Raw genomic sequence first — 23,865 nt, 5'->3', positions numbered from 1 at the left:
CCTCTCTGATCAGTTGCCGCGGCCCGGCTGGCCGGTGCGCGGACCGTACCCGTACCGTACTCACCGTCTGTTGCCGCATCGTAGAGGGTTCGTACGGGTTCCCGCCCGGCGGGTGCGGGGGGTGGTGCAGGCCGGTCCGACAAGGTCTGACGAGGGGGACGACGAGGATGGCATCGCGCCGGGACGAGCTGAACGCGTACACCTTCGCCCGCAAGCGCACGGTGGGGGCGTTCCTGCTGCCCGGGGGCGGCGGCAGCGACGAGGACGCGCCGCGCCCGGTGAAGGCGGTGCTGCCGAGCGTGCTGGCGGGGGCGGTGATCGTCGCCGGGTTCGGGCTGTGGGGGGTGTTCAAGCCGAGCGCGCCGCTGCACTGGGACGACGGAAAGAACGTCGTCCAGGGCAAGAAGTCGACCACCCGGTATGTGGTGCTGACCGACCCGGACGGCCGTACCAAGCGGCTGCACCAGGTGCTCAACATGTCCTCGGCGCGGCTGGTGCTGCCGGCCGACGCCAAGGTGGTGGTGGTCGACGACGGGGTGCTCGACAGTTACCCCAACCACGGTCCGACGATCGGCATCCCGTACGCGCCGGACAAGCTGCCGGCGAGGGACAACGCGGACAAGCCGATGAAGTGGTCGGTCTGCGACCGTCCGGGCTCGGACGACAAGCAGGAGACCGTCAACCAGGCGGTGTTCGTGGCGGCCGGCCCGGACGCGGCGGCGCTGGCGGCCAAGGACCGGATGCTCGGCCAGGACCAACTGCTGCTGGTGCAGCAGGCGGACGAGCAGCAGGTCTCCGCGCAGCCGGCGCCGGGCCAGCCCGCGGCGAGGCCGGGTGACGCGAAGGTGTTCCTGGTCGACGCGCAGGGCCGCAAGCACGGCATCGGCTCGCCGCAGGCGGACGACAAGGAGCGCAAGTCGCTGATCACCGCGGTCTTCGGGCCCAACGCGGTGCCGCAGCGCGTCAAGCGCGAGTGGCTGGACACTCTGGTGACGGGCAGCCCGATCACCTTCCCGAAGGTCGACGGGGTGGCGGACAGCCCGAGCCCCAACTCCTCGGTGGAGCTGGGCAACCAGGCCGACCGCCGGATCGGGCGGCTGGTGCACTACCAGGACCGCCACTACGTGGTCGGCAAGGACCGGCTCTACCTGGTGACGCCGTTCCAGGCGGAGCTGATCCGGCAGAACCCGGACTACCAGGACCTCTACAAGTACGACGGCGACAAGCGGCCGCGCAGCGACGAGATGACCCCGGCCGACCACGCCGGGCTCGGCAACGACGTCCGGCTGCCGGGCAGCGGGGACGACTGGCCGCTGAAGTCCGGTGCGCCGGCCAACAACTGGCAGGAGCGGCAGGACGCGCGCCTGGTCGTGTGCAGCACCTTCGACGGCGTCGCCGAGGACGGTCGCACGCCCCGGCGCAGCGTCTGGGCCGGGACGTCCTACCCGGCGCCGTACAACAACGGCGCGGGCGCCGCGTACGTGACGCCCGGGCACGGCCTCTTCTACCGCGCGCTGGACAACGCGGCGGGCGGCTCCGGCACCGACTTCCTGATCACCGAGACCGGTCTGCGCTACTCGGTGCCGGCCAACGGCGACGGTGGCCGCGGCGCCACCACCCCGCCCGGCGCCACCACCCCGCCCGGCGCCACCACCCCGCCCGGCGCGCAGCCGGGTCAGAGCGCGCAGCCGGGCCAGGGCGGCGCCCCGAAGACGCCCACCCCGCAGCCGGGCGCCACCACGCCCGACCAGCAGCCGCCGCAGGACGAATCGGGCGCCAACCAGGCCCGGTTGGGCTACAAGGAGCTCCAGCCGCTCCCGGTGCCGCACGAGTGGTCGGACCTCGTCCCGGCTGGCCCGCCGCTGACGGCGAAGAGCGCCGCGCAGCCGCAGAACGCCTGATCGGCCAAGCCCGGCAACGGAATTGGCCCCGGTGTCATGGTCTGGTAACTGCGCCGAGTTCGGTGTTGGGTGAGCTGCGTGTGCCGACTACAGTGCTCCTGGACATCACTCGGGTGATGGGACGGTCGGGCCGCGCTGCCCTCCGTACACGCAATGTCTGTCTCATGGGGGATGGTGGAGCATGGCTCAGGGTCAGTTCACGATGACCGCTCAGGAGATGCTGGCTTTCGCCAAGCGGATCGAGGACGCGATCGGGAAGATCGAGGCTGAGCGGCAGAAGCTCATCAGCACGGTCGATGGCATCACCGGCGGCTGGCAGGGCCAGGCGGCGAACGCCTACAAGGCCTTGCAGGACCAGGTCAACACCGACATCGCGAAGCTGAAGGAGTCGCTGACCGCGATCCAGCACGCGATCGAGCTGACCACCAAGCACTACGCGAGCACCGAGGAAGAGCAGAAGGCGCTGTTCTCCAACGCCCAGGGCTGATCAGCCGCACCGCGCTGATCACCGTTCTGTTCCGACCTTCCGCTCGGTGGGGCGCCCGCGGCTGAGCGCGGGGTGCTCCGCATCCTCGTCAAGGGAGACATCGTGTCCGACCACATCCTCGTCAACTTCGAGACCGTCCACCACGCGGCCGAGGAAGTGCGCGCCTCGGCCGGTCGCATCGACCACCTGCTGAACGACCTCAAGGGCGACGTCAACCGCATCGCGTCCAGCTGGCAGGGCGCGGCCCAGCAGGGCTACCAGGCCCACCAGACCCAGTGGGACGCGCGCGCCGCCGACCTGCAGAAGGTCTGCACGCAGATCGCCTCCTCGCTGGACGGCGCCGCGCAGAGCTACCGGACGACCGAGAACAACAACGCCAAGCTGTGGGGCAACAACTGACCACGCGTTCCCCAGCGGGAACGTGAGGGGGCGGGTGCTCGGACTCCGGGCACCCGCCCTTCGGCGCGCGGCACGGGTGGACGACATGAGGGGTGGCAGGGTGTCCGGACGCGGGTACCGGAAGGCGGCCGCGGCACTGGCCGCGCTCGCCGTGCTGGGCGGCCCGCTCGCCGCCCCGGCGCACGCGGACAGCGGACCGGGGCTGGCCGCCGCGGGCGACTGCCCGAAGAACGCGCCCGACGTGCCGACCGTGCCGTGGTCGCTGCAGCGCCTGCTGCTGGACGAGCTGTGGCAGGGCGGTCGGACCACCGGCGCGGGGGTGACCGTCGCGGTCATCGACACCGGCGTGGACGACCAGAACCCGCAGCTGGCCGGCAAGGTCCTGGAGGGCGGCAACCTGCTGGTCAACCGGGAGACCAAGGAGAAGGTCCCGGGCAGCTCCAAGGAGGACCCGGTCGGCCACGGCACCAAGGTGGCCGGCATCATCGCCGCCCGCCGGTACGACCGGACGGGCTTCGTCGGGCTCGCCCCCGACGCCACCATCCTGTCGATCCGCCAGAACGACAGCGACGGCAACGGCGACGTCTCCACCCTGGTCCAGGCCGTCAACGAGGCGGTCAGGGCCAAGGCCAGGGTCATCAACATCTCCCAGGACGTCCGCGGCGCCGGCGCCGCCGGCTTCGGCGGGTACCAGGAGCTGAAGGCCGCCGTCCAGGCCGCCGAGGACAGCGGCGCCGTGGTGGTCGCCTCCACCGGCAACGACGGCAAGGAGGGCGACACCTACCCCGGCGCGTTCCCGACCGTGCTCGCCGTCGGCGCCTCCGACCGCAACAACGAGCGCGCCCCGTTCTCCCAGTACGGCTCCTTCGTGAAGGTCGCCGCACCCGGCGTCGACATGCTCTCCACCGTCCCCAGGGGCGGCCAGTGCGTCGACAACGGCACCAGCTTCTCCGCCCCGTACGTGTCCGGGCTCGTCGCGCTGCTGGTCGGCGCCCACCCGACCTGGAAGCCGGCCCAGGTGCGGGCCTGGATCGAGCAGACCGCCCAGCGCACCCAGCGCGATCCGGACCGGTTCATCGGCTGGGGCGTGGTCGACCCGGTCAGGGCCGTCACCAAGGCCCCCGAGAGCGCGCCGTTCACCGCCACCCCGGACGCCCCCGTCCAACTGGCCGCCGCCCCGATCGTGCCCCGGCCGGTCGGCCTCGGCGAGACCCAGGCCGACCGCGACGGCCGCACCGCGACGTACGTCCTCGGCATCGGGGCGCTGCTGGTCGCGCTGCTCATCGGCGGCGGCGTCGTCCTGCGCGACCTGCGCCGCAGGTCCGCCGACTGATCCGGGTACGCAGCACCCGCCCGGTGCCCGGGGGTGTGCGGAAGAATCCTCCGCAACGCCTGTAACGTCGTGGGCTGCTCACCGCATCCAGGAAGTGTCAGGGAGCACGGACACGGGGGAGCGTTGGGCATGGGGTGGATCGGGGCGGGCCGGGAGGCCGAGGACGCCGAGTTCCTGGAGTTGGTGTCCGGCCGTACCGGCCACCTGTACCGCTCGGCCTGCCTGCTGACCAGCGGCGACACCCACTACGCCGAGGACCTCGTCCAGGAGGCCCTCAGCCGGATGTACGTGCTCTGGCGGCGCAGCGCCTGGACCGGCGGCCGGAACCGGATCGACAACCCGGCCGCCTACACCCACACGGTGATGGTGCGCACCTTCCTCGCCCAGCAGCGCCGCCGCTCCAGCACCGAGCGCCCCGTCGGGGCCGTGCCCGAGTCGGAGGCGCGGGAGGCGGACGGCGCGCTGCGGATGACCCTGCTCGACGCCCTCGGCCGGATGCCGCCCAAGGACCGCGCCGTCCTGGTGCTGCGCTACTGGGAGGACCGCAGCGTCGCGGAGACCGCCGAGGTGCTGCGCTCCTCCCCGGGGGCGGTCCGCACCCGCACCACCCGGGCGCTGGCCCGGCTGCGCGACCTGCTCGGCGACTCGCTGGCCGAGCTCGCCGCCCGCTGACCACTTCTCGTAACCCGTGACGCAAGGAGACGGTGACCACCCATGTCCGAACCGGACAAGTTCGAGGACGATCTTCTCTACGCCCTCACCCGTACGGGCGAGGGCTTCCGCACCGAGCCGTCCGACCTGCTCGCGGGCGGGTACCGGCGCGGCCGCCGCCGCTGGCGCCGCCGCTCGACCGCCGCGGTGGTGGGCGGCGCGGCCGCGCTGGCCCTGGTGGGGACCGGCGCGGTGTACCTCACCGGCTCCTCGCCGCGCCCGAGCACGGTGCCCGCGGCCGCCCCGAGCACCGCCGGGGGCAGCGGGAGCGGCTCGGCGGCCCCGGCCTCCTCCGCGGAGCCGGGTGAGGTCACCGGCGAGGAGGTGCTGGCCACCCTGCGGGGCCTGCTGCCGGGCGGCCGGACCAGCGACGAGAACGCCGGCCAGCGCCCGGGCGGCACGCTGGTCTACGACGACGGCGGGGGCAGGGCCGCGATGGCGGTCTCGGTCAACCGGGTCGGGGCCGGCAGCCCGGTCCTGACGGAGAACGGCTGCCCGGACCGGAAGCTCGTCCCGTACGACGCCTGCACCAGCGCGGGCCTGCCGGGCGGCGGCAAGCTGACCCTGTTCCAGGGCTACGAGTACCCGGACAAGCAGGCCGGCACCAAGAGGTGGTCCGCCTGGCTGGGCGGTGCCGACGGCCGCGTGATCGAGCTGACGGAGTGGAACGCCGCGGCGGAGAAGGGCGCACCGGACAGCCGCCGGACGCCGCCGCTGTCGCCGGAGCAGCTGAGGGCGGTCGTCACCGACAAGGCCTGGGACGGGATCATCGCCAGGTTCCCCGAGCCGCGGCCGGAGCCGGTGCCGGACAACGGCAAGGAGTACGGCAAGGACGAGATCCTGGCGATCGTCGCCAAGCTGCTGCCGTCCGGGCTGACCGAGACGGAGACCGGGGGCCAGCCGGGCTACGCGAACTTCGTGGTCAACGACGGCAAGGGCAAGTCCATGGTGCAGATCAACGTGCAGGACTGGTCCCGCGACGACAAGACCAAGGAGGAGCTGTTCGGCAGTGCCCAGGCGCAGCCGGACGGCACCAGGGTGGTGGTCAGCAAGCGGGGCTCCAACCCGGGCATGTGGACCGTCGACACCCTGCACGCGGACGGCCTGCGGGTGGTGATCAGCGCGTTCAACAGCGGCACCCAGCAGACCCCGGCGACCCGCAGCACCCCGGCGCTGAGCAACGACCAGCTGAAGGCGATCGCCACCGCGCCGGTGTGGAAGCTGAAGAAGTAGCGGTGCGGACGCGGCAGTGCCCCGGGCGGGTGGAGCCCGGGGCACTGCCGTGTGGGGGAGGGGTGGGGGTCAGGGCTGCTGGTCCTCGGGGAGGCTGATCACCCAGCGGGTGTCCTGGCGGGGGCGCAGGTAGAACAGCCAGTAGAGGGTGGCGGCGGCGGTGATGCCGCCGGTCCACAGCAGGGGCTCGGTGTCCAGCTGGGTCATCACGTAGACGAGGACGGCGATCAGCACCACCGGGACGGCCGGCCACAGCGGCATCCGCCAGGCGGCGGCGTGCTTGTGGTGGGCGCGGCGGGAGAGCAGCGCGGCGATCGCGACCAGCAGGTACATCCCGGTGACGGCGACGCCGGTGATGTTGCTGAGCAGCGCGCCCTTGACGAAGCAGAGCGCGGCGCCGGGCAGGCCGACGGCCAGGGTGGCGACCCACGGGGAGCCGAACCGGCCGAGGGTGCCGAAGGCCTTGTTGACCGGCTCGGGCCAGGCCTTGTCGCGGGCGGAGGCGAACAGGACCCGGGAGTTCTGGATGACCATGACGATGCCGGCGTTGATGATGGCCAGCGCGACGCAGAGGCTGATGAAGGTGCCGACCGCGGAGTTGCTCCAGGCGGTGACCATGCCGGAGATGTCGCCGGAGCTCAGGGTCTGCAGGTCGGGGGCGCCCATGGTGATGGCGACGACCGGGACCAGGATGACGGCGGAGGAGATGCCGAGCGTCCACAGCACGGTGCGCGAGACGTTGCGGCGGGGGTTCTCCAGCTCCTCGGAGAGGTAGACGGCGGTGGAGAAGCCCTGGGTGATGAACAGGGCGATGCCGAGCGCGCCGACGATGGCGCCGATGCTCACCGTGGTGGTGGCGCCGCCGTCCCCGGTGACCACGCCGTGCAGCAGGCTGGGGGCGTCGCCGTTGGCGTGGGAGAACCCGAGCACCGAGACGACGCCGGCCGCGATGACCTCCAGGACCAGGAAGACACCGGTGATCCAGGCGTTGGCGCGCAGGTCGAGCAGGCCGGCCAGGGTGGCGGCGAGCATCACGGCGGCGCCGGTCATGGCCTTGTCGAGGTGCAGCACGGGGGCGAGGTAGTCGGCGGTGCCGAGGGCGATGACCGAGGGGACGATCATCACCACGATCAGCGAGAGCACGAAGACCAGCCAGCCGGCCAGCCGCCCGGCGAGGGTGCCGACCATCGCGTACTCGCCGCCGGCGCTGGGGATCAGGGTGCCGAGCTCGGAGTAGCAGAACGCGACGGCGACGCACAGCACGGTGCCGATGGCGATGGCCAGGGCGGTGGCGCTGCCGATGCTGGAGAACAGCTCCGGGACGATCACGAAGAGCGTGGAGGCCGGGGTGACGCAGGACAGTGTGAGCAGGGTGCCGCCCACCACGCCGATCGAGCGCTTGAGTTGCTGGGGCGCGGCGGCGTCGGCGGTGTCGGCCGTCGCGGGGGTCGCGGCGCGTGGCGGGCGAAGCGTGTCGGTCATGTGGCTTCCGATCGGCTCTGTGCGGTCCTGTGGGTGGGAGCGGTATCGCCTCCGCTGGCTGTCTGCTCGGGGTTCTGGTGGGGTCGCTCCTGGGTGGCAATGGAACCTGGGCGTATTGATTGCGTCAATGGCCGAAATGCTTCGGAATCCGTTGCGCGGAAGGGCATAGACATGCGATCCGATGATCACGTACGGTCATTGCGAGCTTTGCCCGACTTGTTACCTCTGCCACATTGCAACTGAATCCAAGGTAAACAGAGTGTTGCAAGCCACCTTTCAAAGGTGTCCGTGGAGTCGGACGGCGATACGCCCAGGCGCCCCCCTGTGCGGCCGCAACCCCCGGGCGGGGTGCGGGAACCGCAGCCCCGACCCGGAAAGATCTAGGTAACGTTTCGACACCTGGGACGCGAAAGGGGCCGGGCTCCCGTGAGCCCGACCCCTCGATCACTGTCCGTAGCCGCCGGCGCGGTGCGCCGGCGCCCTCACACCAGCGGCAGCCAGCCCGTCTGGACCATCTGCCCGCCGGTCGCCCGGCGCGACACGTACACCCCGCGCCCCGGCGGCAGCGGCATCGGCTTGACCGTCCCCAGCAGCGCGCCCTCGTCCCGGTTGCCGGAGAGGATCACGCCCTGCCCGCCCAGCTCGCGCATCCGCTGCAGCACCGGCTCGTACAGCGAGCGGCCGGCGCCGCCCGCGCTGCGGGCCACGATCACCCGCAGGCCGATGTCCCGGGCGAACGGCAGGAACTCCGCCAGCGGCGCCAGCGGGTTGCCCGAGCCCGTCGCGACCAGCTCGTAGTCGTCCACGATCACGAACATGTCCTTGCCGCTGTACCAGCTGCGGTTGCGCAGCTGCTCGGCGGTGACGTCCGGGCCGGGCAGGCGGCGCGCGCAGGCCCCGCGCAGCATGTCCACGATGGCCGCCATGGCCGGCTGCGCGGCCGCGTACTCCACCAGGTACTCCGTCGGCACGGCCCCCAGCAGCGCGCGCCGGTAGTCGCCGACCACGATGCCCGCCTGGTCCGGGGTGTACCGCTCGGTGATCTGCTTGATCAGCATCCGCAGCAGCGCCGACTTCCCCGACTCGGTGTCGCCGAAGACGATGAACAGCGGGTCGGTCTCGAAGTTCACGAAGGCCGGCGCCAGCTCGGCCTCGTCCACGCCGAAGGCGATCCCGCGCTCCGGGCGCTCGGAGCCCTTCGGCAGCGAGTTCCCGTCCAGGACGGCCGGCAGCATCCGCACCTGCGGCGCGCGCGGCCCGGTCCAGGCCCCGTCGACGGCGGCGACCAGGCCGGCCACCCCGTGCTGGAGGTCGTCCACCGTGCGGGAGCCGTCCAGCCGCGGCAGGCCGGACAGGAAGTGCAGCCGCTCCGGGGTGATGCCGCGCCCGGCCAGCGACGGGACGTTCTGCGCCACCCGGCGGTCCACCTCGGACTCCATCGGGTCGCCGAGCTTCAGCTCGGTCCGGTTCTGCAGCAGGTCCTTCAGCGCCGGGCGCACCTCCGCGTACCGGGCCGCGGTGATGACCAGGTGGACGCCGTAGCCGAGGCCGCGCTGGGCGATGTCGCCGATCACCGGCTCCAGCACCTCGAACTCCTGCTTGAAGGTGTTCCAGCCGTCGATCACCAGGAACACGTCGCCGAACGCCTCGTCCGGCAGCTGCCCGGCCGCCCGGCGGGCCCGGTAGGTGCCGATGGTGTCGATCCCGGCGGCCCGGAACAGCTCCTCGCGCCGGTTCAGCACCCCGTGCACCTCGGAGACCATCCGGCGCACCTTGTCGACGTCCAGGCGCCCGGCCACCCCGCCGACGTGCGGCAGCCCGGCCAGCGACTGGAAGCTGCCCGCGCCGAAGTCCAGCAGGTAGAACTGCACCTCCCGCGGGGTGTGGGTGAGCGCGAACGAGGCCACCGTGGTGCGCACCACCGTCGACTTGCCCGAGCGCGGGCCGCCCACGACCAGGCCGTGGCCGGCCGCCCCCGCGTAGTCGACCTCCAGGACGTCGGTCTTCTGCTCGCGCGGCTTGTCCACGATGCCGATCGGCACCCGCAGCCGGCCCGCCGGGAAACCGGGCGCGGTCAGCCCGCGCTCCGGCACCACCTGGAGCGGCGGCAGCAGGTGGTCCATGCTCGGCGCCTCCTCCAGCGGCGGCAGCCACACCTGGTGCGCGGCCGGGCCCTGGCCCGTCATCCGCTGCACGAACACGTCCAGCACGGTGTCGACCAGCGCGTCGTCCCGCTCCGGGGCGAGCGGCGCCTCCTCCTCCACCGCCGGCTCCGGCGGCTCCACCCGGGCCGCGGTGAACAGCACCGGGCGGGCGTTCCCCCGCCGCCCGCCGGTCGACCGCTGCTGCCCCGGCGCCCGGTAGGGCCCCGAGACGTACGCGGCCTTGAACCGGTCCATCACGTCCTCGCCGAACTTGAGGTACCCGACGCCCGGCACCGGCGGCAGGTGGTAGGCGTCCGGCACCCCGATCGCCGCCCGCGACTCGGCCGCCGAGAAGGTGCGCAGACCGATCCGGTAGGAGAGGTAGGTGTCCAGGCCGCGCAGCTTGCCCTCCTCCAGGCGCTGCGAGGCCAGCAGCAGGTGCACCCCCAGCGACCGGCCGATCCGGCCGATCTGGATGAACATCTCGATGAAGTCCGGCTTGGCGGTGAGGAGTTCGGAGAACTCGTCGATGATCAGCACCAGCGAGGGCAGCGGGTCCAGCGCCGCGCCGGCCGCCCGGGCCCGCTCGTACTCGTGGATGTTGGCGTAGTTGCCCGCCGAGCGCAGCAGCTCCTGGCGGCGGTGCAGTTCACCCTCGATCGCGTCGCGCATGCGGTCGACCAGGGTGAGTTCGCCCTCCAGGTTGGTGATCACCGCGGAGGTGTGCGGCATGTCCGCCATGCCGGAGAAGGTCGCGCCGCCCTTGAAGTCGGCGAGGACGAAGTTCAGGATCTCCGAGGAGTGCGTCATCGCCAGCGCCAGCACCAGGGTGCGCAGCAGCTCCGACTTGCCGGAGCCGGTCGCGCCCACGCACAGGCCGTGCGGGCCCATGCCCTCCAGCGCGGCCTCCTTGATGTCCAGGTAGACGTGCTCGCCGTTCGCGCCGACCCCGATCGGCACCCGCATCCGCTCGTGCTGGGCGCGCGGGCGCCAGCTGCGCGTCACGTCGAAGGAGCCCGGGTCGCCCGAGTTCATCAGGTCGGTGAAGTCCAGGTTCGACAGCAGCGGCTCGTCGTCCCCGCCGGCCGAGAGCCGGTACGGCGCCAACTGCCGTGCCAGCGCCTCGGACTGCCAGACCGAGAGCAGGTCCGGCGTGCCGGTGTACGTCGCCCCGGAGGCCGAGCGCAGCACCAGCTCCTGCGGGCTCACCGTCACCATCAGGTGCCCGCTCGGCTCGTCCAGGTCGCCCGGCACCACCTCGATGACGGTCACCCCCTGCACGCCCTCGGGGCTCGCCAGCAGCGAGTTCGGCGGCACCCCGGCACCGTCCATCACCACCACCAGGTGCGGCTGGTCCGGCGCGGGCGCCGCGTCCCGCACGAACCGCTGTCGGCCGGCCAGCTCGTCCTGCAACAGGAACTCCAGCTCGCCCAGGTCGGTGGCGATCAGCCGGCGCGAGCCCGCGCCGTCGGCCTCCTTGCGGTGCTGGTTGTGCGGGAGCCACTTGGTCCACTCCCACTCCTCCGCCGCGCCCGGCGCCGCGGCCACCGCGACCAGCAGGTCGTCCGGCGAGTGCAGGGTGGTCAGCTGGGCGATCATCGCGCGCACGTTGCCGTACACCGAGTCCGCGTCCCCGCACACCGTGACGTGGTAGAAGGCGCGCAGCGACACCGCCAGCGGCAGGTCCTGCAAGGTGCCGTGGGCCTTCAGGAAGGAGTGCATCGCGGCCGCCGACAGCGGCTCCAGCTCGTCCATCGGCGCGGTCTGCGGCGCCACCAGCGGCGTCGACAGCTGCACCGGGCCCAGGCCCACCCGGATCTGCGCGAAGTCGCCGTCCCCGGTGCGGCGCTCCCACAGCCGCCGGCCGTCCGCCACGATCGACCACAGCTGGTCCGGCGCCGGGTTCAGGAACAGCAGCGCGCCGCGCTGGCGCTCCGCCGTGCGGCGCACCTGGCGGCGCATCTGCTGCAGGTACTTGAGGTAGTCGCGCCGCTCGTCCGCCATCGCGGTCGAACCGCCCCTGCGGGCCCGCATGATCTGCGCCAGCACCATGCCGACCGTCGAGGCGACCATCAGACCGCCCATGATCTTCATCGGGGCCGCCGCGCCCGGCGCGAAGAAGAACACCGCCGAGCCGCCCATGCCGAGCATCGGGAGGATGCTCATCAGCCAGTCCTCGCCGCCCTGCCGGGGCAGTTCGGGCGGGGCCACCAGTTCCACCGGCTCGTCCGGCACCGCCGGCGGATAGGCCCGGCCCGGGCGCTTGACCGTGATCACACCCATGTGTCATCCACCCCGCGGCGTCGATCGATCACTTCGGCATCAGCCCTCACGCAACTGGACTCGTACGACTCGTACGGCTCGTACGGGATCCACCAGGGCGAGGACGCACCACCCGGCGCCGCCCCCCGTACCGCGCGCAGGGGCCGATCCTAACGGTCGCCCCCGCACCGCCCGCCAGGCCCGCGTCCGCACCCCCGCCGGGGGCCCGGTCCGCCCCGGGGCCGGGCACGAACCGAGCGGGTAGGGTAACGCCGCGCCAACTCGCGGCCCGGTCGGGCCGGTTCCACTGCCACACCGAGCGCCGCCGTGCCGCGGCACCGTCAACAAGGGGGAGCGCCCAGTGCGTCGAAGGACCGAGGTGCGGCGATGAGCAACGCCGCCGCGACCGGCTACTGCCGGGTCACCGTCGTCGCCCCGGACCGCCGGATCGACGTCGCCCTGCCCGAGGACGTCCCGCTCGCGGACGTCTACCCCGAGGTGCTGCGCCTGGCCAACCAGAGCCAGCCCGACGGTGCGCCCACCGGCTTCCACCTGGTGCGCCGCGACGGCACCGTCCTCGACAGCGGCCTGCCGCTCGCCGCCCAGCAGGTCCGCGACGGCGACCTGCTCGCGCTGCGCCCCTTCGCCGAGTCCCTCCCGCCGGCCGTCTACGACGACGTCGCCGACGCGATCGCCAGCGCCGTCGAGACCGACCGCCGGCTCTGGAGCGCCGAACTCATGCGGGCCTTCGGCCTGATCGGCGCCGCGCTGCTGCTCGTCCTGCTCGGCTTCGCGCTCTGGTTCGCCGACCTGCGCCACGACATGCACGGCCTGCCCGGCGTCCTGGCCGGCGTCACCGCCGTCGTCCTCACCGCGCTGGCCGGCGTCCGCGCCCGGGTCTACCAGGACGCCCCCGCCGCCCTCGCACTCGGCCTCGGCGCCCTGCCGCACGCCATGATCGGCGGCAGCGGCGTCCTCGCCGTCGCCCACCCGTGGGACGGCCCCGGCCGGCTCCAGTTCCTGGCCGGCTGCGTCGCCGTCCTGGTGGTCGCCGTGCTGCTGGTCGGACTGCTCCCCGAGAAGGACGCGGTGTTCGTCGCCGCCGCCCTGGTCGCCGCCGCCGGCGCGCTCGCCACCTTCGCCGCCGTCCTGCTGCCCGACACCCCCGCCGGGCACATCGCCGCCGTCACCGGCATCACCGCCGTCGCGGCCGTCGGCTTCCTGCCCGGCCTCTCCGCCCGCTTCGCCCGGCTGCCCGTCGGCTTCAGCGCCCCGGGCCAGACCCGCACCCGCAGCCGCGACTACGACGAGGAGGCCGAGCGCGCCGAGGCCGTCCAGTACGAGCGGATCGCCCACCAGGCCCGCCGCGGCCACGAGGTCCTGGTCGGCCTGGTCGGCGGCTGCGCCGCGGTCGTGGTCGGCTCCTGCGCCGTCCTCGGCTTCACCGACCGGACGTTCCCCGAGCTGCTCGCGCTCGCCCTGGGCCTGGCCACGATGCTGCGCGCCCGGCTGTTCCGCTACACCGCGCAGGTCTTCAGCCTCACCATCGCCGGGCTGCTCGGCCTGGCGCTGCTGATCATCGGCCTGTCCCTGCACACCCCGCAGTTCATCCTGCGCGCCGCCGGCTCCACCGAGGTCGACCTGCGCACCGTCTGGCTGGCCGCCTCCATCGCGTCCGGCGCGGCGCTGCTCGCCGCGATCGCACTGGTGGTGCCCCGGCTCGGCGTCTCCCCGTTCTGGGGGCGCATCCTGGACCTGGTCGACAGCCTGACCCTGATCTCGCTCGTCCCGCTGGCGCTCGCCGTCCTGGACGTCTACCGGCTGGTCCGCGGCGCCACCGGCTGACCGGCCGGCCCGTGCCGCCCGCCCCGTCGGGCCCGTCCGGCCCGCCGACCGGCCGGGTGGGCGGCACTGGTACCCTTGGCCTTCGAGCGCAGCCGTGTGTCCGCCTCCGGTGGGTCGCAGACCGCCGGCCGCGCTCCGTCACGACACCGAGTCCTCATGAGTCCTGTGTTGTCGACCAGGACCGCTCGGTACACCCTGAAGGAGTTGCAGTGGCTCTCGCCTCTGACGTCAAGAAGCAGATCTTCGCCGAGTTCGGCCAGAAGGAGGGCGACACCGGTTCCCCCGAGGTCCAGGTGGCCATGCTCTCCCGCCGCATCGCGGACCTGACCGAGCACCTCAAGACCCACAAGCACGACCACCACTCGCGTCGTGGCCTGCTGATCCTGGTCGGCCAGCGCCGCCGCCTGCTGCAGTACCTGGCCAAGAAGGACATCGAGCGCTTCCGTACGCTCGTCGACCGCCTGGGCATCCGCCGCGGTGCCGCCGGTGGCGCCCGCTAAGACCGCCGCTCGGGGCGGCTCCCCACACCGGGGAGCCGCCCCTCGCGCGTATGCCGCGGACACCCCGGGCCGCGGCGCCCGGACATAACAACTCGCGCGTACCTCCCCAGGTGGCCGAGGATTGCACCGTAGGGTTGTGGGCATGCCCGGTGATGGCGCACCAGCGCGCCACCCGGGCAGACGAACCCGAACCCCCCGCGGGCCGAAGGCTTCAAACGGAAGCCGCCCGCATCCGAGAGAGCGTCCAGACGCGGACCGCCCGTCCCGGCCCGGCAGCCGTGAGGCGCCGGTCCTCGGTAGTGGCCCCCGGAAGCCCCGCAGACCGAGCGGAGCACCCCGGAGGCTTCGATCGAAGACCGGCCCGACTGCCGTCCTCCTTGTCAGGAGGGCCAGGGCCAGCCGGCAGGCAGCGCGGGGACGCTCTCCCGGAGACGTACGAAAGAGGAGATCTTCCAGGTGGAAGAGAACGTGTTCTACGCCGAGGCCGTGATCGACAACGGTTCCTTCGGTACCCGTACCATCCGCTTCGAGACCGGCCGTCTGGCCCGTCAGGCCGCCGGCTCCGCCGTGGCCTACCTGGACGACGACACCATGGTGCTGTCGGCCACCAGCGCGTCCAAGCAGCCGAAGGAGCACTTCGACTTCTTCCCGCTGACCGTGGACGTCGAGGAGCGCATGTACGCCGCGGGCCGCATCCCCGGCTCGTTCTTCCGTCGTGAGGGCCGGCCCTCCGAGGACGCGATCCTCACCTGCCGCCTGATCGACCGCCCGCTGCGCCCGTCCTTCGTCAAGGGCCTGCGCAACGAGGTCCAGGTCGTCTGCACCGTCATGGCGCTCAACCCCGACCACCTGTACGACGTGGTGGCCATCAACGCCGCCTCCGCCTCCACCCAGCTGGCGGGCCTGCCGTTCTCCGGCCCGATCGGTGGCGTCCGCGTCGCGCTGATCAACGGCCAGTGGGTGGCCTTCCCGACCCACAGCGAGCTGGAGTCGGCCGTCTTCGACATGGTCGTCGCCGGTCGCGTCCTGCCGGACGGCGACGTCGCGATCATGATGGTCGAGGCCGAGGCCACCGACAAGACCATCAAGCTGGTCGAGGGCGGCGCCGAGGCGCCGACCGAGGACGTCGTCGCCGCCGGTCTGGACGCCGCCAAGCCGTTCATCAAGGTGCTGTGCGCCGCCCAGTCGCAGCTCGCCGCCCAGGCCGCCAAGCCGACCGGCGTGTTCCCGGTCTTCCTGGACTACCAGGACGACGTCCTCGCCGCGCTGACCGCCGCCGTCAAGGACGAGCTCGCCCAGGCCCTCACCATCCCGGGCAAGCAGGAGCGCAACAACGAGCTGGACCGCGTCAAGGCGCTGGCCGCCGAGAAGCTGCTCCCCGAGTTCGAGGGCCGCGAGAAGGAGATCAGCGCCGCCTACAACGCGCTGACCAAGAAGGTCGTCCGCGAGCGCGTCATCAAGGACAAGGTCCGCATCGACGGCCGCGGTGTCACCGACATCCGCACCCTGGCCGCCGAGGTCGAGGCCATCCCGCGCGTGCACGGCTCGGCCCTGTTCGAGCGTGGCGAGACCCAGATCCTGGGCGTCACCACCCTCAACATGCTGCGCATGGAGCAGCAGCTGGACACGCTCTCCCCGGAGACGCGTCGCCGCTACATGCACAACTACAACTTCCCGCCGTACTCGGTCGGCGAGACCGGCCGCGTGGGTGCGCCCAAGCGCCGCGAGATCGGCCACGGCGCGCTGGCGGAGCGGGCGATCATCCCCGTGCTGCCCTCGCGCGAGGAGTTCCCGTACGCCATCCGCCAGGTCTCCGAGGCGCTGAGCTCCAACGGCTCCACCTCGATGGGCTCGGTCTGCGCCTCCACCATGTCGCTGCTGAACGCCGGTGTGCCGCTGAAGGCCGCCGTCGCCGGTATCGCCATGGGCCTGATCTCCCAGGAGATCGACGGCGAGACCCACTACGTCGCGCTGACCGACATCCTCGGTGCCGAGGACGCGTACGGCGACATGGACTTCAAGGTCGCCGGTACCCGCAACTTCATCACCGCCCTGCAGCTGGACACCAAGCTCAACGGCATCCCGGCGTCGGTGCTGGCCGCCGCGCTGAAGCAGGCCAAGGACGCGCGTCTGCACATCCTCGACGTGATGAACGAGGCCATCGACACGCCGGACGAGATGTCCCCGAACGCCCCGCGGATCATCACCATCAAGATCCCGGTGGACAAGATCGGTGAGGTCATCGGCCCCAAGGGCAAGATGATCAACCAGATCCAGGAGGACACCGGCGCCGAGATCACGATCGAGGACGACGGCACCATCTACATCGGTGCCGCCGACGGACCGGCCGCCGAGGCCGCCCGCACCACGATCAACCAGATCGCCAACCCGACCATGCCGGAGGTCGGCGAGCGCTACCTGGGCACCGTGGTGAAGACCACGACGTTCGGCGCGTTCGTGTCGCTCATGCCGGGCAAGGACGGCCTGCTGCACATCTCGCAGATCCGCAAGCTGGCCGGCGGCAAGCGCGTCGAGAACGTCGAGGACGTCCTCGGTGTCGGCGCCAAGGTGCAGGTCGAGATCGCCGAGATCGACCCGCGCGGCAAGCTCTCCCTCATCCCCGTCGTCGAGGGCGAGGAAGCCGGCGAGACCGCTTCCGAGTGAAGCGCCGCTAGCTGACCCTTGCGGCCCGTACGCCTCCCGGCGTGCGGGCCGCACCCTGTTGCCCCCGCGTTCGTCCATGCGTTCCCACGCGTGTTTCCTCTGGAGGTACCCCCCGTGGCTCAGGCCCCGGCGGCGAAGCAGCGCCCCGGCTCCACCCGGACCCTGCTCAAGGGCGCCGACGGCGCCGGCACGGTGCGCCGCACCGTCCTCCCCGGCGGCCTTCGGGTCGTCACCGAGACCCTGCCGACGGTGCGCTCCGCCACCTTCGGCATCTGGGTCGGCGTCGGCTCGCGGGACGAGACCCCGCAGCTCAACGGCGCCACCCACTACCTGGAGCACCTGCTCTTCAAGGGCACCGCGCGGCGCAGCGCGCTGGACATCTCGGCTGCCCTGGACGCGGTCGGCGGTGAGATGAACGCCTTCACCGCGAAGGAGAACACCTGCTACTACGCCCGGGTCCTGGACACCGACCTGCCGCTGGCCATCGACGTGGTCTGCGACATGGTCACCGGCTCGCTGATCCGCTCCGAGGACGTCGACGCCGAACGCGGCGTCATCCTCGAGGAGATGGCGATGGCCGAGGACGACCCGGGCGACGTGGTGCACGACCTGTTCGCCAAGGTGATCTTCGGCAGCGGCCCGCTCGGCCGCCCCATCCTGGGCACCCAGGAGACCATCAAGGTGCTCACCCGGGAGCAGATCGCCGGCTTCTACCGCCGCCGCTACCGGCCCGAGAACCTGGTCGTCTCGGCCGCCGGCAACCTCGACCACCACACCGTGGTCAAGCAGGTCGAGCAGGCCTTCGCGGCGGTGCTGGCCCGCTCCGACGCGGCCCCCGCCGAGGCCCGCCGCGGCGTCAAGGCGCTGCGCACGGCCGGCCGGGTCGAGGTGCTCAACCGCTCCACCGAGCAGGCCCACCTGGTGCTGGGCGTGCCCGGGGTGCCGCGGCACGACGAGCGCCGCTGGGCGATGGGCGTGCTCAACGCGGCCCTCGGCGGCGGGATGAGCTCCCGGCTGTTCCAGGAGGTGCGGGAGAAGCGCGGCCTGGCGTACTCGGTGTACTCGTACTCCTCGTCCTACGCGGACAGCGGCCTGTTCGGCATCTACGCCGGCTGCCAGCCCAAGCGGGTCGAGGAGGTGCTGCGGATCTGCCGCGCGGAGCTGGCCAAGGTGGTCGCCGAGGGCATCACCGAGGAGGAGCTGCGGCGCGCGATCGGCCAGATCTCCGGCTCCACCGTGCTGGGCATGGAGGACACCGGCTCGCTGATGAACCGGATCGGCAAGGCCGAGCTCAGCTACGGACACCACCTGTCGGTGGACGAGATGCTGGCGCGGATCGCGGCCGTGACCCTGGACGACGTCCACGCGGTGGCCCGTGATGTGCTGGGCGCGTACCGGCCGTCGCTGGCGCTGATCGGACCGGTCAACGACAAGCGGGCCGCCAAGCTCGCCGATCTGCTGGTGTGAGAGGACATTTCGCTATGACGCTGCGTGTCGCCGTGATCGGTGCCAACGGTCGGATCGGCTCCGAGGCGGTCAAGGCCGTCGAGGCCGCGCCGGACCTCGAACTGGTGGCCACCCTGGGCCGCGGGTCCGAGCCGGCGGAGCTGACCGAGGCCGGCGTCCAGGTCGCCGTCGAACTCACCCACCCGGACTCGGTGATGGGCAACCTCGACTACTGCCTGCACCACGGCATCCACGTGGTCACCGGGACCACCGGCTGGACGGACGAGCGGCTGGCCACCGTCCGCGGCTGGCTCGACCAGGCCCCCGAGCTGGGCCTGCTGATCGCGCCGAACTTCTCCATCGGCGCGGTGCTCGGCATGAAGTTCGCCCAGACCGCGGCGAAGTACTTCGAGTCGGTCGAGGTGGTCGAGCTGCACCACGACCGCAAGGCCGACGCCCCCAGCGGCACCGCCACCCGGACCGCGCAGCTGATCGCGGCCGCCCGCGCCGAGGCCGGCCGCCCGCAGCAGCAGGACCCGACCACCCACAGCCTGCCCGGCGCGCGCGGCGCCGACGTGGACGGGGTGCCGGTGCACGCCGTCCGGCTGCGCGGGCTGCTCGCCCACCAGCAGGTGATGTTCGGCGACACCGGTGAGACGCTCACCATCCGGCACGACTCGCTGCACCACAGCAGCTTCATGCCGGGCATCCTGCTCGGTGTGCGCAAGGTCGTGGAGACGCCCGGGCTCACCCTGGGCCTCGAACACTTCCTGGACCTGTGAGCCCGGCATGACGTCCCGTACCGGATTCTTCGTCCTGTCCGGCGTGCTGCTGCTGGTCGCCCTCCTCTGCGTCGGGGAGGGCGTCCAGCTGGTCGCCACCGGCAAGCCGCTCGGCATCGGCATCGGCCTGTGCGCCTTCGTCATCCCGGTGATCGGCGTCTGGTTCCTGCGCCAGACCGTCCGGTTCGGCCGGGCCAGCGAGCAGCTCGCCCGGGAGCTGGAGGCCGAGGGCGGCCTGCCGGTGGACGAGCTCCAGCGCACCACCGGCGGGCGGATCGACCGGGCCTCGGCCGACGCGGTGTTCGCCCGCCGACAGACCGAGGCGGAGGCCGCGCCGGCCGACTGGCGGGTCTGGTTCCGCCTCGCGGTGGCGTACGCCGACGCCGGCGACACCCCGCGCGCCCGCAAGACCATGCAGCACGCCATCAAGCTGCACAGCACCGAACCCGCAAGGAGCAACGCGTGAGCGACCAACCGACGGCCCCCAGCTTCCGCAGCGACGTCACGGTCGAGCTGGTCCGCAGCGCGGCCGCCGACTCGGACGTCATCTGGGCGGCCCGCGTCTCGACCGCGGGGGAGCAGTCCCTGGAGGCGGTCCAGCAGGACCCGGAGAAGTCCAAGGGCCTGATCAACTTCCTGATGCGGGACCGGCACGGCACCCCCTTCGAGCACAACTCGATGACCTTCTTCATCAGCGCGCCGATCTTCGTGTTCCGGGAGTTCCACCGGCACCGCAGCGGCTGGTCCTACAACGAGGAGTCCGGCCGCTACCGCGAGCTGCAGCCGGTCTTCTACGTCCCGGCGGAGGAGCGCAAGCTCGTCCAGCAGGGCCGCCCTGGCCGCTACGAGTTCGTCGACGGCACCCCCGAGCAGCACCGGACCACCACCGAGGCGATGGAGGCCGCGTACCGCGAGTCCTACGCGCGCTACCAGGAGATGCTGGCGGCCGGCGTGGCCCGCGAGGTGGCCCGGGCGGTGCTGCCGGTCGGCCTGTTCTCCTCGATGTACGCGACCTGCAACTCCCGTTCGCTGATGCACTTCCTGTCGCTGCGGACCAAGCGGGAGCACTCGGCGGTGCCGTCGTTCCCGCAGCGCGAGATCGAGATGGTCGCCGAGCAGATGGAGCAGGAGTGGGCGCGGCTCATGCCGCTCACCCATGCGGCCTTCGAGAAGCACGGCCGGGTCGCTCCCTGACCTGGGACGATAGGCATATGGGCGGAGTGTCACGCATGTCTGGATTGCGGCTTTTCTAGCCGCTCCCTACATTCATGAACACGGATTCCGGTGCTGCCCGAACCCCCGAGCGGGCAGCACCGGAATCCCATGTCACCGCCTGTTTCCGCCGCTTCGCGTGGTATGCCCCTGTCCGAACACTGGACCGGTGTGGTTACCGCCCCACCGCCTACGAGTAGCTTTGGACGCATGGCTCCGACCTCCACCCCCCAGACGCCGTTCGGCCGGGTCCTGACCGCGATGGTCACCCCGTTCACCGCCGACGGCGGACTCGACCTCGACGGCGCCCAGCGCCTCGCCACACACCTCGTGGACTCCGGCAACGACGGCCTCGTCGTCAACGGCACCACCGGTGAGTCCCCGACCACCAGCGACGCCGAGAAGGCCCAGCTCGTCCGCGCCGTGGTGGAGGCGGTCGGGGATCGCGCCCACGTGGTGGCCGGCGTCGGCACCAACGACACCCACCACAGTGCCGAGCTGGCGCGACAGGCGGAGGCCGCCGGAGCCCACGGCCTGCTGGTCGTCACGCCGTACTACAGCAAGCCCCCGCAGGAGGGCCTGTACCAGCACACCGTGCACATCGCGGACACCACCGGGCTGCCGGTCATGCTCTACGACATCCCGGGCCGCAGCGGCGTCGCGCTGAGCCACGAGACGCTGGTCCGCCTCGGCGAGCACCCGCGGATCGTCGCCAACAAGGACGCCAAGGGCGACCTCGGCGCGGCCGCCTGGGCCATCGCCCGCTCCGACCTCGCCTGGTACTCCGGCGACGACATCCTCAACCTGCCGCTGCTGTCGGTCGGAGCCGCCGGAGTGGTCAGCGTCGTCGGACACGTCGTGGCCGGCGAACTGCGTGCGATGATCGAGGCGTACCTGGCCGGCGATGTGGCCAAGGCCACGGCGATCCACCAGGGCCTGCTCCCGGTGTTCAGCGGTATGTTCCGCACGCAGGGCGTCATCCTCGCCAAGGCCGCGCTGGAGCTCCAGGGACTGCCGGCCGGCCCGCTGCGGCTGCCGCTGGTCGGCGCGACTCCCGAGGAGATCGCACGATTGACGAAGGATCTCGCCGCCGGCGGGGTACACCTGTAACAGACGAAGACGTGCGCGCCCCGGCTCGCCGGACCCTCACGGGCCCGCCGCTGGACCGGACCGACGGCGCGAGAGCACCGACCCAGTAGGAAAAACGACACTGAGTACGCACGCCATATGTCTTCAGGGGGAGGACCCCGGGCATATGGCGTGCGTCGTGAGGAGAGTCTTTTGAGTCACCCGCACCCCGAACTCGGCGCACCCCCGGCCCTGAAGGAGGGCGCCCTCCGCATCACCCCGCTCGGCGGTCTCGGCGAGATCGGCCGCAACATGACGGTCTTCGAATACGGGGGCCGCATCCTGATCGTCGACTGCGGCGTCCTCTTCCCCGAGGACGAGCAGCCCGGCGTGGACCTGATCCTCCCGGACTTCACCTACATCCGGGACCGCCTCGACAAGATCGACGGCATCGTCCTCACCCACGGGCACGAGGACCACATCGGCGCCGTCCCGTTCCTCCTGCGGGAGAACCCGGACATCCCGCTGATCGGCTCCAAGCTGACCCTCGCCCTGATCGAGGCCAAGCTCGCCGAGCACCGCATCCGGCCGTACGTGCTGGAGGTCAAGGAGGGCGAGCGCGAGCGCATCGGCCCCTTCGACTGCGAGTTCATCGCGGTCAACCACTCCATCCCGGACGCCCTGGCGGTCGCCGTCCGCACCCCCGCGGGCATGGTCGTGGCCACCGGCGACTTCAAGATGGACCAGCTGCCGCTCGACGGCCGCCTGACCGACCTGCCGACCTTCGCCAAGCTGGCCGAAGAGGGCATGGACCTGCTGCTGGTGGACTCCACCAACGCCGAGGTCCCCGGCTTCATCCCGCACGAGCGGGACATCTCGGCCGCGCTGCGGAACGTCTTCGCGAACGCCGACAAGCGCATCATCGTCGCCTCCTTCGCCAGCCACGTGCACCGCATCCAGCAGGTGCTGGACGCCGCGCACGAGTACAAGCGCAAGGTCGCCTTCGTCGGCCGCTCGATGGTCCGCAACATGGGCATCGCCCGCGACCTCGGCTACCTGAAGGTCCCCGGCAACATGGTCGTCGACGTCAAGCAGCTCGACGACCTGCCGGACAAGGAGGTCGTGCTGATCTGCACCGGCTCCCAGGGCGAGCCGATGGCGGCGCTGTCCCGGATGGCCAACCGCGACCACCAGATCCGCATCGTCGAGGGCGACACCGTCGTCCTGGCCTCGTCGCTCATCCCGGGCAACGAGAACGCGGTCTACCGGGTGATCAACGGCCTGACCCGCTGGGGCGCCAAGGTCGTGCACAAGGGCAACGCCAAGGTGCACGTCTCCGGCCACGCCTCGGCCGGTGAGCTGCTGTACTTCTTCAACATCTGCAAGCCGCGCAACCTGATGCCGGTCCACGGCGAGTGGCGCCACCTGCGGGCCGCCGCCGACCTGGGCATCGCCACCGGCATTCCGCGCAACCGCGTGGTCATCGCCGAGGACGGCGTCTGCGTCGACCTGGAGAAGGGCGTCGCCCGGATCGTCGGCAAGGTGCAGGCCGGGTACGTCTACGTGGACGGCGCCTCGGTCGGCGACATCACCGAGGCCTCGCTCAAGGACCGCAGGATCCTCGGCGAGGAGGGCTTCATCTCGGTCTTCGTCGCGGTCGACTCGGCCAACGGCAAGATCGTGGGCGGCCCGACCTTCCAGGCCCGCGGCTCCGGCATCGACGACAACGCGTTCGTGCCGGTCGCCGCCAAGCTCCAGGAGGCCCTGGACCGCTCGGCGAGCGACGGCGTGCTGGAGCCCCGCCAGGTCCAGCAGCTGGTCCGCCGGACCGTCGGCAAGTGGGTGGCGGACAACTACCGCCGCCGGCCGATGATCCTGCCGGTCGTCGTCGAGGTCTGAGCCTCCGACGGCTGGTTTGACGTGGGGCAGCCCGGTGCGTAATGTTCTCCGGGTTGCCCCACGGGACGGCCCCGCAGGAAGTCTCTCGAATGCGAATTCGAGAATGACCGCGGAAAACGGCCCGAGAAACTCTGCTAGAGTTCGGGAGCGCCGAAAGGCGAAAGCCGCTCAGGTAAATGAAACTCCGGAAAACGGGGCGGAAAACATCTGATAAGCTGAGAACACGAAAGAACGAAGCGCCCGGAGGGCCCGCTGGAAGGCGGTCCGAAGGAAGTGTCCGTTCCTTGAGAACTCAACAGCGTGCCAAAAGTCAACGCCAGATATGTTGACATCCCCGGCCTCAGAATCTTCTGGGGTTGGAGATTCCTTTTGAAGTAAAACACTAGCGAGGACGCAGTGCGCGGGGCCGCCCTATTCCGGTGGTTGCCGTGCCGCTCAACGCGAGTGCCGCCCAGTGCTTTTAATGAGGCACTGCGGGTAGACATTCACGGAGAGTT

Annotated in this window: 17 protein-coding genes and 1 rRNA gene (1 of these 18 cut by a window edge); 16 read left to right on the top strand and 2 right to left on the bottom strand. The window is 71.7% G+C overall.

The genetic code is table 11. The features are described from left to right. Window positions 1–167 precede the first annotated feature (167 nt). From OG556_RS11270 to OG556_RS11245, 6 genes are all read left to right on the top strand, one after another. Complete coding sequence (locus tag OG556_RS11270) at window positions 168–1,901, top strand: type VII secretion protein EccB (RefSeq protein WP_371516971.1); 1,734 nt, start codon at window positions 168–170, stop codon at window positions 1,899–1,901. Between the two features lie 181 nt (window positions 1,902–2,082). Further along, window positions 2,083–2,388, top strand: coding sequence for a WXG100 family type VII secretion target (locus OG556_RS11265; RefSeq protein WP_350885676.1), 306 nt, complete (start codon window positions 2,083–2,085; stop codon window positions 2,386–2,388). A gap of 102 nt (window positions 2,389–2,490) precedes the next feature. Beyond that, a complete protein-coding gene (locus OG556_RS11260) occupies window positions 2,491–2,787 on the top strand; it encodes a WXG100 family type VII secretion target (RefSeq protein ID WP_371516970.1) in 297 nt (98 codons plus the stop codon). A gap of 100 nt (window positions 2,788–2,887) precedes the next feature. Beyond that, window positions 2,888–4,120 carry a type VII secretion-associated serine protease mycosin gene (gene mycP, locus OG556_RS11255; protein ID WP_371516969.1) on the top strand — a complete coding sequence of 411 codons (1,233 nt, stop codon included), beginning with the start codon at window positions 2,888–2,890 and terminating at the stop codon, window positions 4,118–4,120. Window positions 4,121–4,249: 129 nt separating this feature from the next. Further along, on the top strand, window positions 4,250–4,792 hold the full coding sequence (locus OG556_RS11250; protein ID WP_371516968.1) for a SigE family RNA polymerase sigma factor: 543 nt from the start codon (window positions 4,250–4,252) through the stop codon (window positions 4,790–4,792). A 42-nt stretch (window positions 4,793–4,834) separates the two neighbouring features. Then, a complete protein-coding gene (locus tag OG556_RS11245; protein WP_371516967.1) occupies window positions 4,835–6,064 on the top strand; it encodes a hypothetical protein in 1,230 nt (409 codons plus the stop codon). Window positions 6,065–6,133: 69 nt separating this feature from the next. On the opposite strand, the gene OG556_RS11240 is transcribed toward OG556_RS11245, so the two are convergent. Then, window positions 6,134–7,546 (bottom strand): APC family permease, encoded by a 1,413-nt coding sequence (locus OG556_RS11240; protein WP_371516966.1) that lies wholly within the window; start codon window positions 7,544–7,546, stop codon window positions 6,134–6,136. 482 nt (window positions 7,547–8,028) lie between these two features. Then, the gene (gene eccCa / locus OG556_RS11235; protein WP_371516965.1) at window positions 8,029–11,973 is read right to left on the bottom strand and encodes a type VII secretion protein EccCa; all 3,945 of its coding nucleotides are present in this window, start codon (window positions 11,971–11,973) and stop codon (window positions 8,029–8,031) included. A 366-nt stretch (window positions 11,974–12,339) separates the two neighbouring features. Here eccCa and eccD point away from each other — a divergent pair, with 366 nt between their 5' ends. The 10 genes from eccD to OG556_RS11185 form a co-directional block, all read left to right on the top strand. Continuing rightward, window positions 12,340–13,797, top strand: a complete 1,458-nt coding sequence (gene eccD, locus OG556_RS11230; protein ID WP_371516964.1) for a type VII secretion integral membrane protein EccD — start codon at window positions 12,340–12,342, stop codon at window positions 13,795–13,797. A gap of 209 nt (window positions 13,798–14,006) precedes the next feature. Further along, window positions 14,007–14,297, top strand: a complete 291-nt coding sequence (gene rpsO, locus OG556_RS11225; RefSeq protein ID WP_063347607.1) for a 30S ribosomal protein S15 — start codon at window positions 14,007–14,009, stop codon at window positions 14,295–14,297. 456 nt (window positions 14,298–14,753) lie between these two features. Then, window positions 14,754–16,961 carry a polyribonucleotide nucleotidyltransferase gene (locus OG556_RS11220; RefSeq protein ID WP_363586535.1) on the top strand — a complete coding sequence of 736 codons (2,208 nt, stop codon included), beginning with the start codon at window positions 14,754–14,756 and terminating at the stop codon, window positions 16,959–16,961. Window positions 16,962–17,075: 114 nt separating this feature from the next. Next, window positions 17,076–18,428 carry a pitrilysin family protein gene (locus OG556_RS11215; protein WP_350887436.1) on the top strand — a complete coding sequence of 451 codons (1,353 nt, stop codon included), beginning with the start codon at window positions 17,076–17,078 and terminating at the stop codon, window positions 18,426–18,428. Between the two features lie 14 nt (window positions 18,429–18,442). Continuing rightward, entirely contained in the window at window positions 18,443–19,189 is a 747-nt protein-coding gene (gene dapB / locus OG556_RS11210) for a 4-hydroxy-tetrahydrodipicolinate reductase (RefSeq protein WP_063347605.1), read from the top strand. 7 nt (window positions 19,190–19,196) lie between these two features. Continuing rightward, window positions 19,197–19,655 (top strand): tetratricopeptide repeat protein, encoded by a 459-nt coding sequence (locus tag OG556_RS11205; RefSeq protein ID WP_363586536.1) that lies wholly within the window; start codon window positions 19,197–19,199, stop codon window positions 19,653–19,655. After that, the gene (gene thyX, locus OG556_RS11200) at window positions 19,652–20,383 is read left to right on the top strand and encodes an FAD-dependent thymidylate synthase (RefSeq protein ID WP_363586537.1); all 732 of its coding nucleotides are present in this window, start codon (window positions 19,652–19,654) and stop codon (window positions 20,381–20,383) included. The genes OG556_RS11205 and thyX overlap by 4 nt, the downstream gene beginning before the upstream one ends. Before the next feature lie 228 nt (window positions 20,384–20,611). Then, window positions 20,612–21,511: a 4-hydroxy-tetrahydrodipicolinate synthase gene (gene dapA / locus OG556_RS11195; RefSeq protein WP_350887426.1), complete on the top strand. Its 900-nt coding sequence runs from the start codon at window positions 20,612–20,614 to the stop codon at window positions 21,509–21,511. Window positions 21,512–21,682: 171 nt separating this feature from the next. After that, window positions 21,683–23,368 carry a ribonuclease J gene (locus OG556_RS11190; RefSeq protein WP_371516963.1) on the top strand — a complete coding sequence of 562 codons (1,686 nt, stop codon included), beginning with the start codon at window positions 21,683–21,685 and terminating at the stop codon, window positions 23,366–23,368. Between the two features lie 484 nt (window positions 23,369–23,852). After that, window positions 23,853–23,865 (top strand): 16S ribosomal RNA (locus OG556_RS11185) (it continues 1,510 nt past the right edge of the window).

Source organism: Kitasatospora sp. NBC_01300 (genome assembly GCF_041435235.1).
GTDB lineage: Bacteria > Actinomycetota > Actinomycetes > Streptomycetales > Streptomycetaceae > Kitasatospora.
This window is presented reverse-complemented; position numbering and strand designations above follow the sequence as displayed.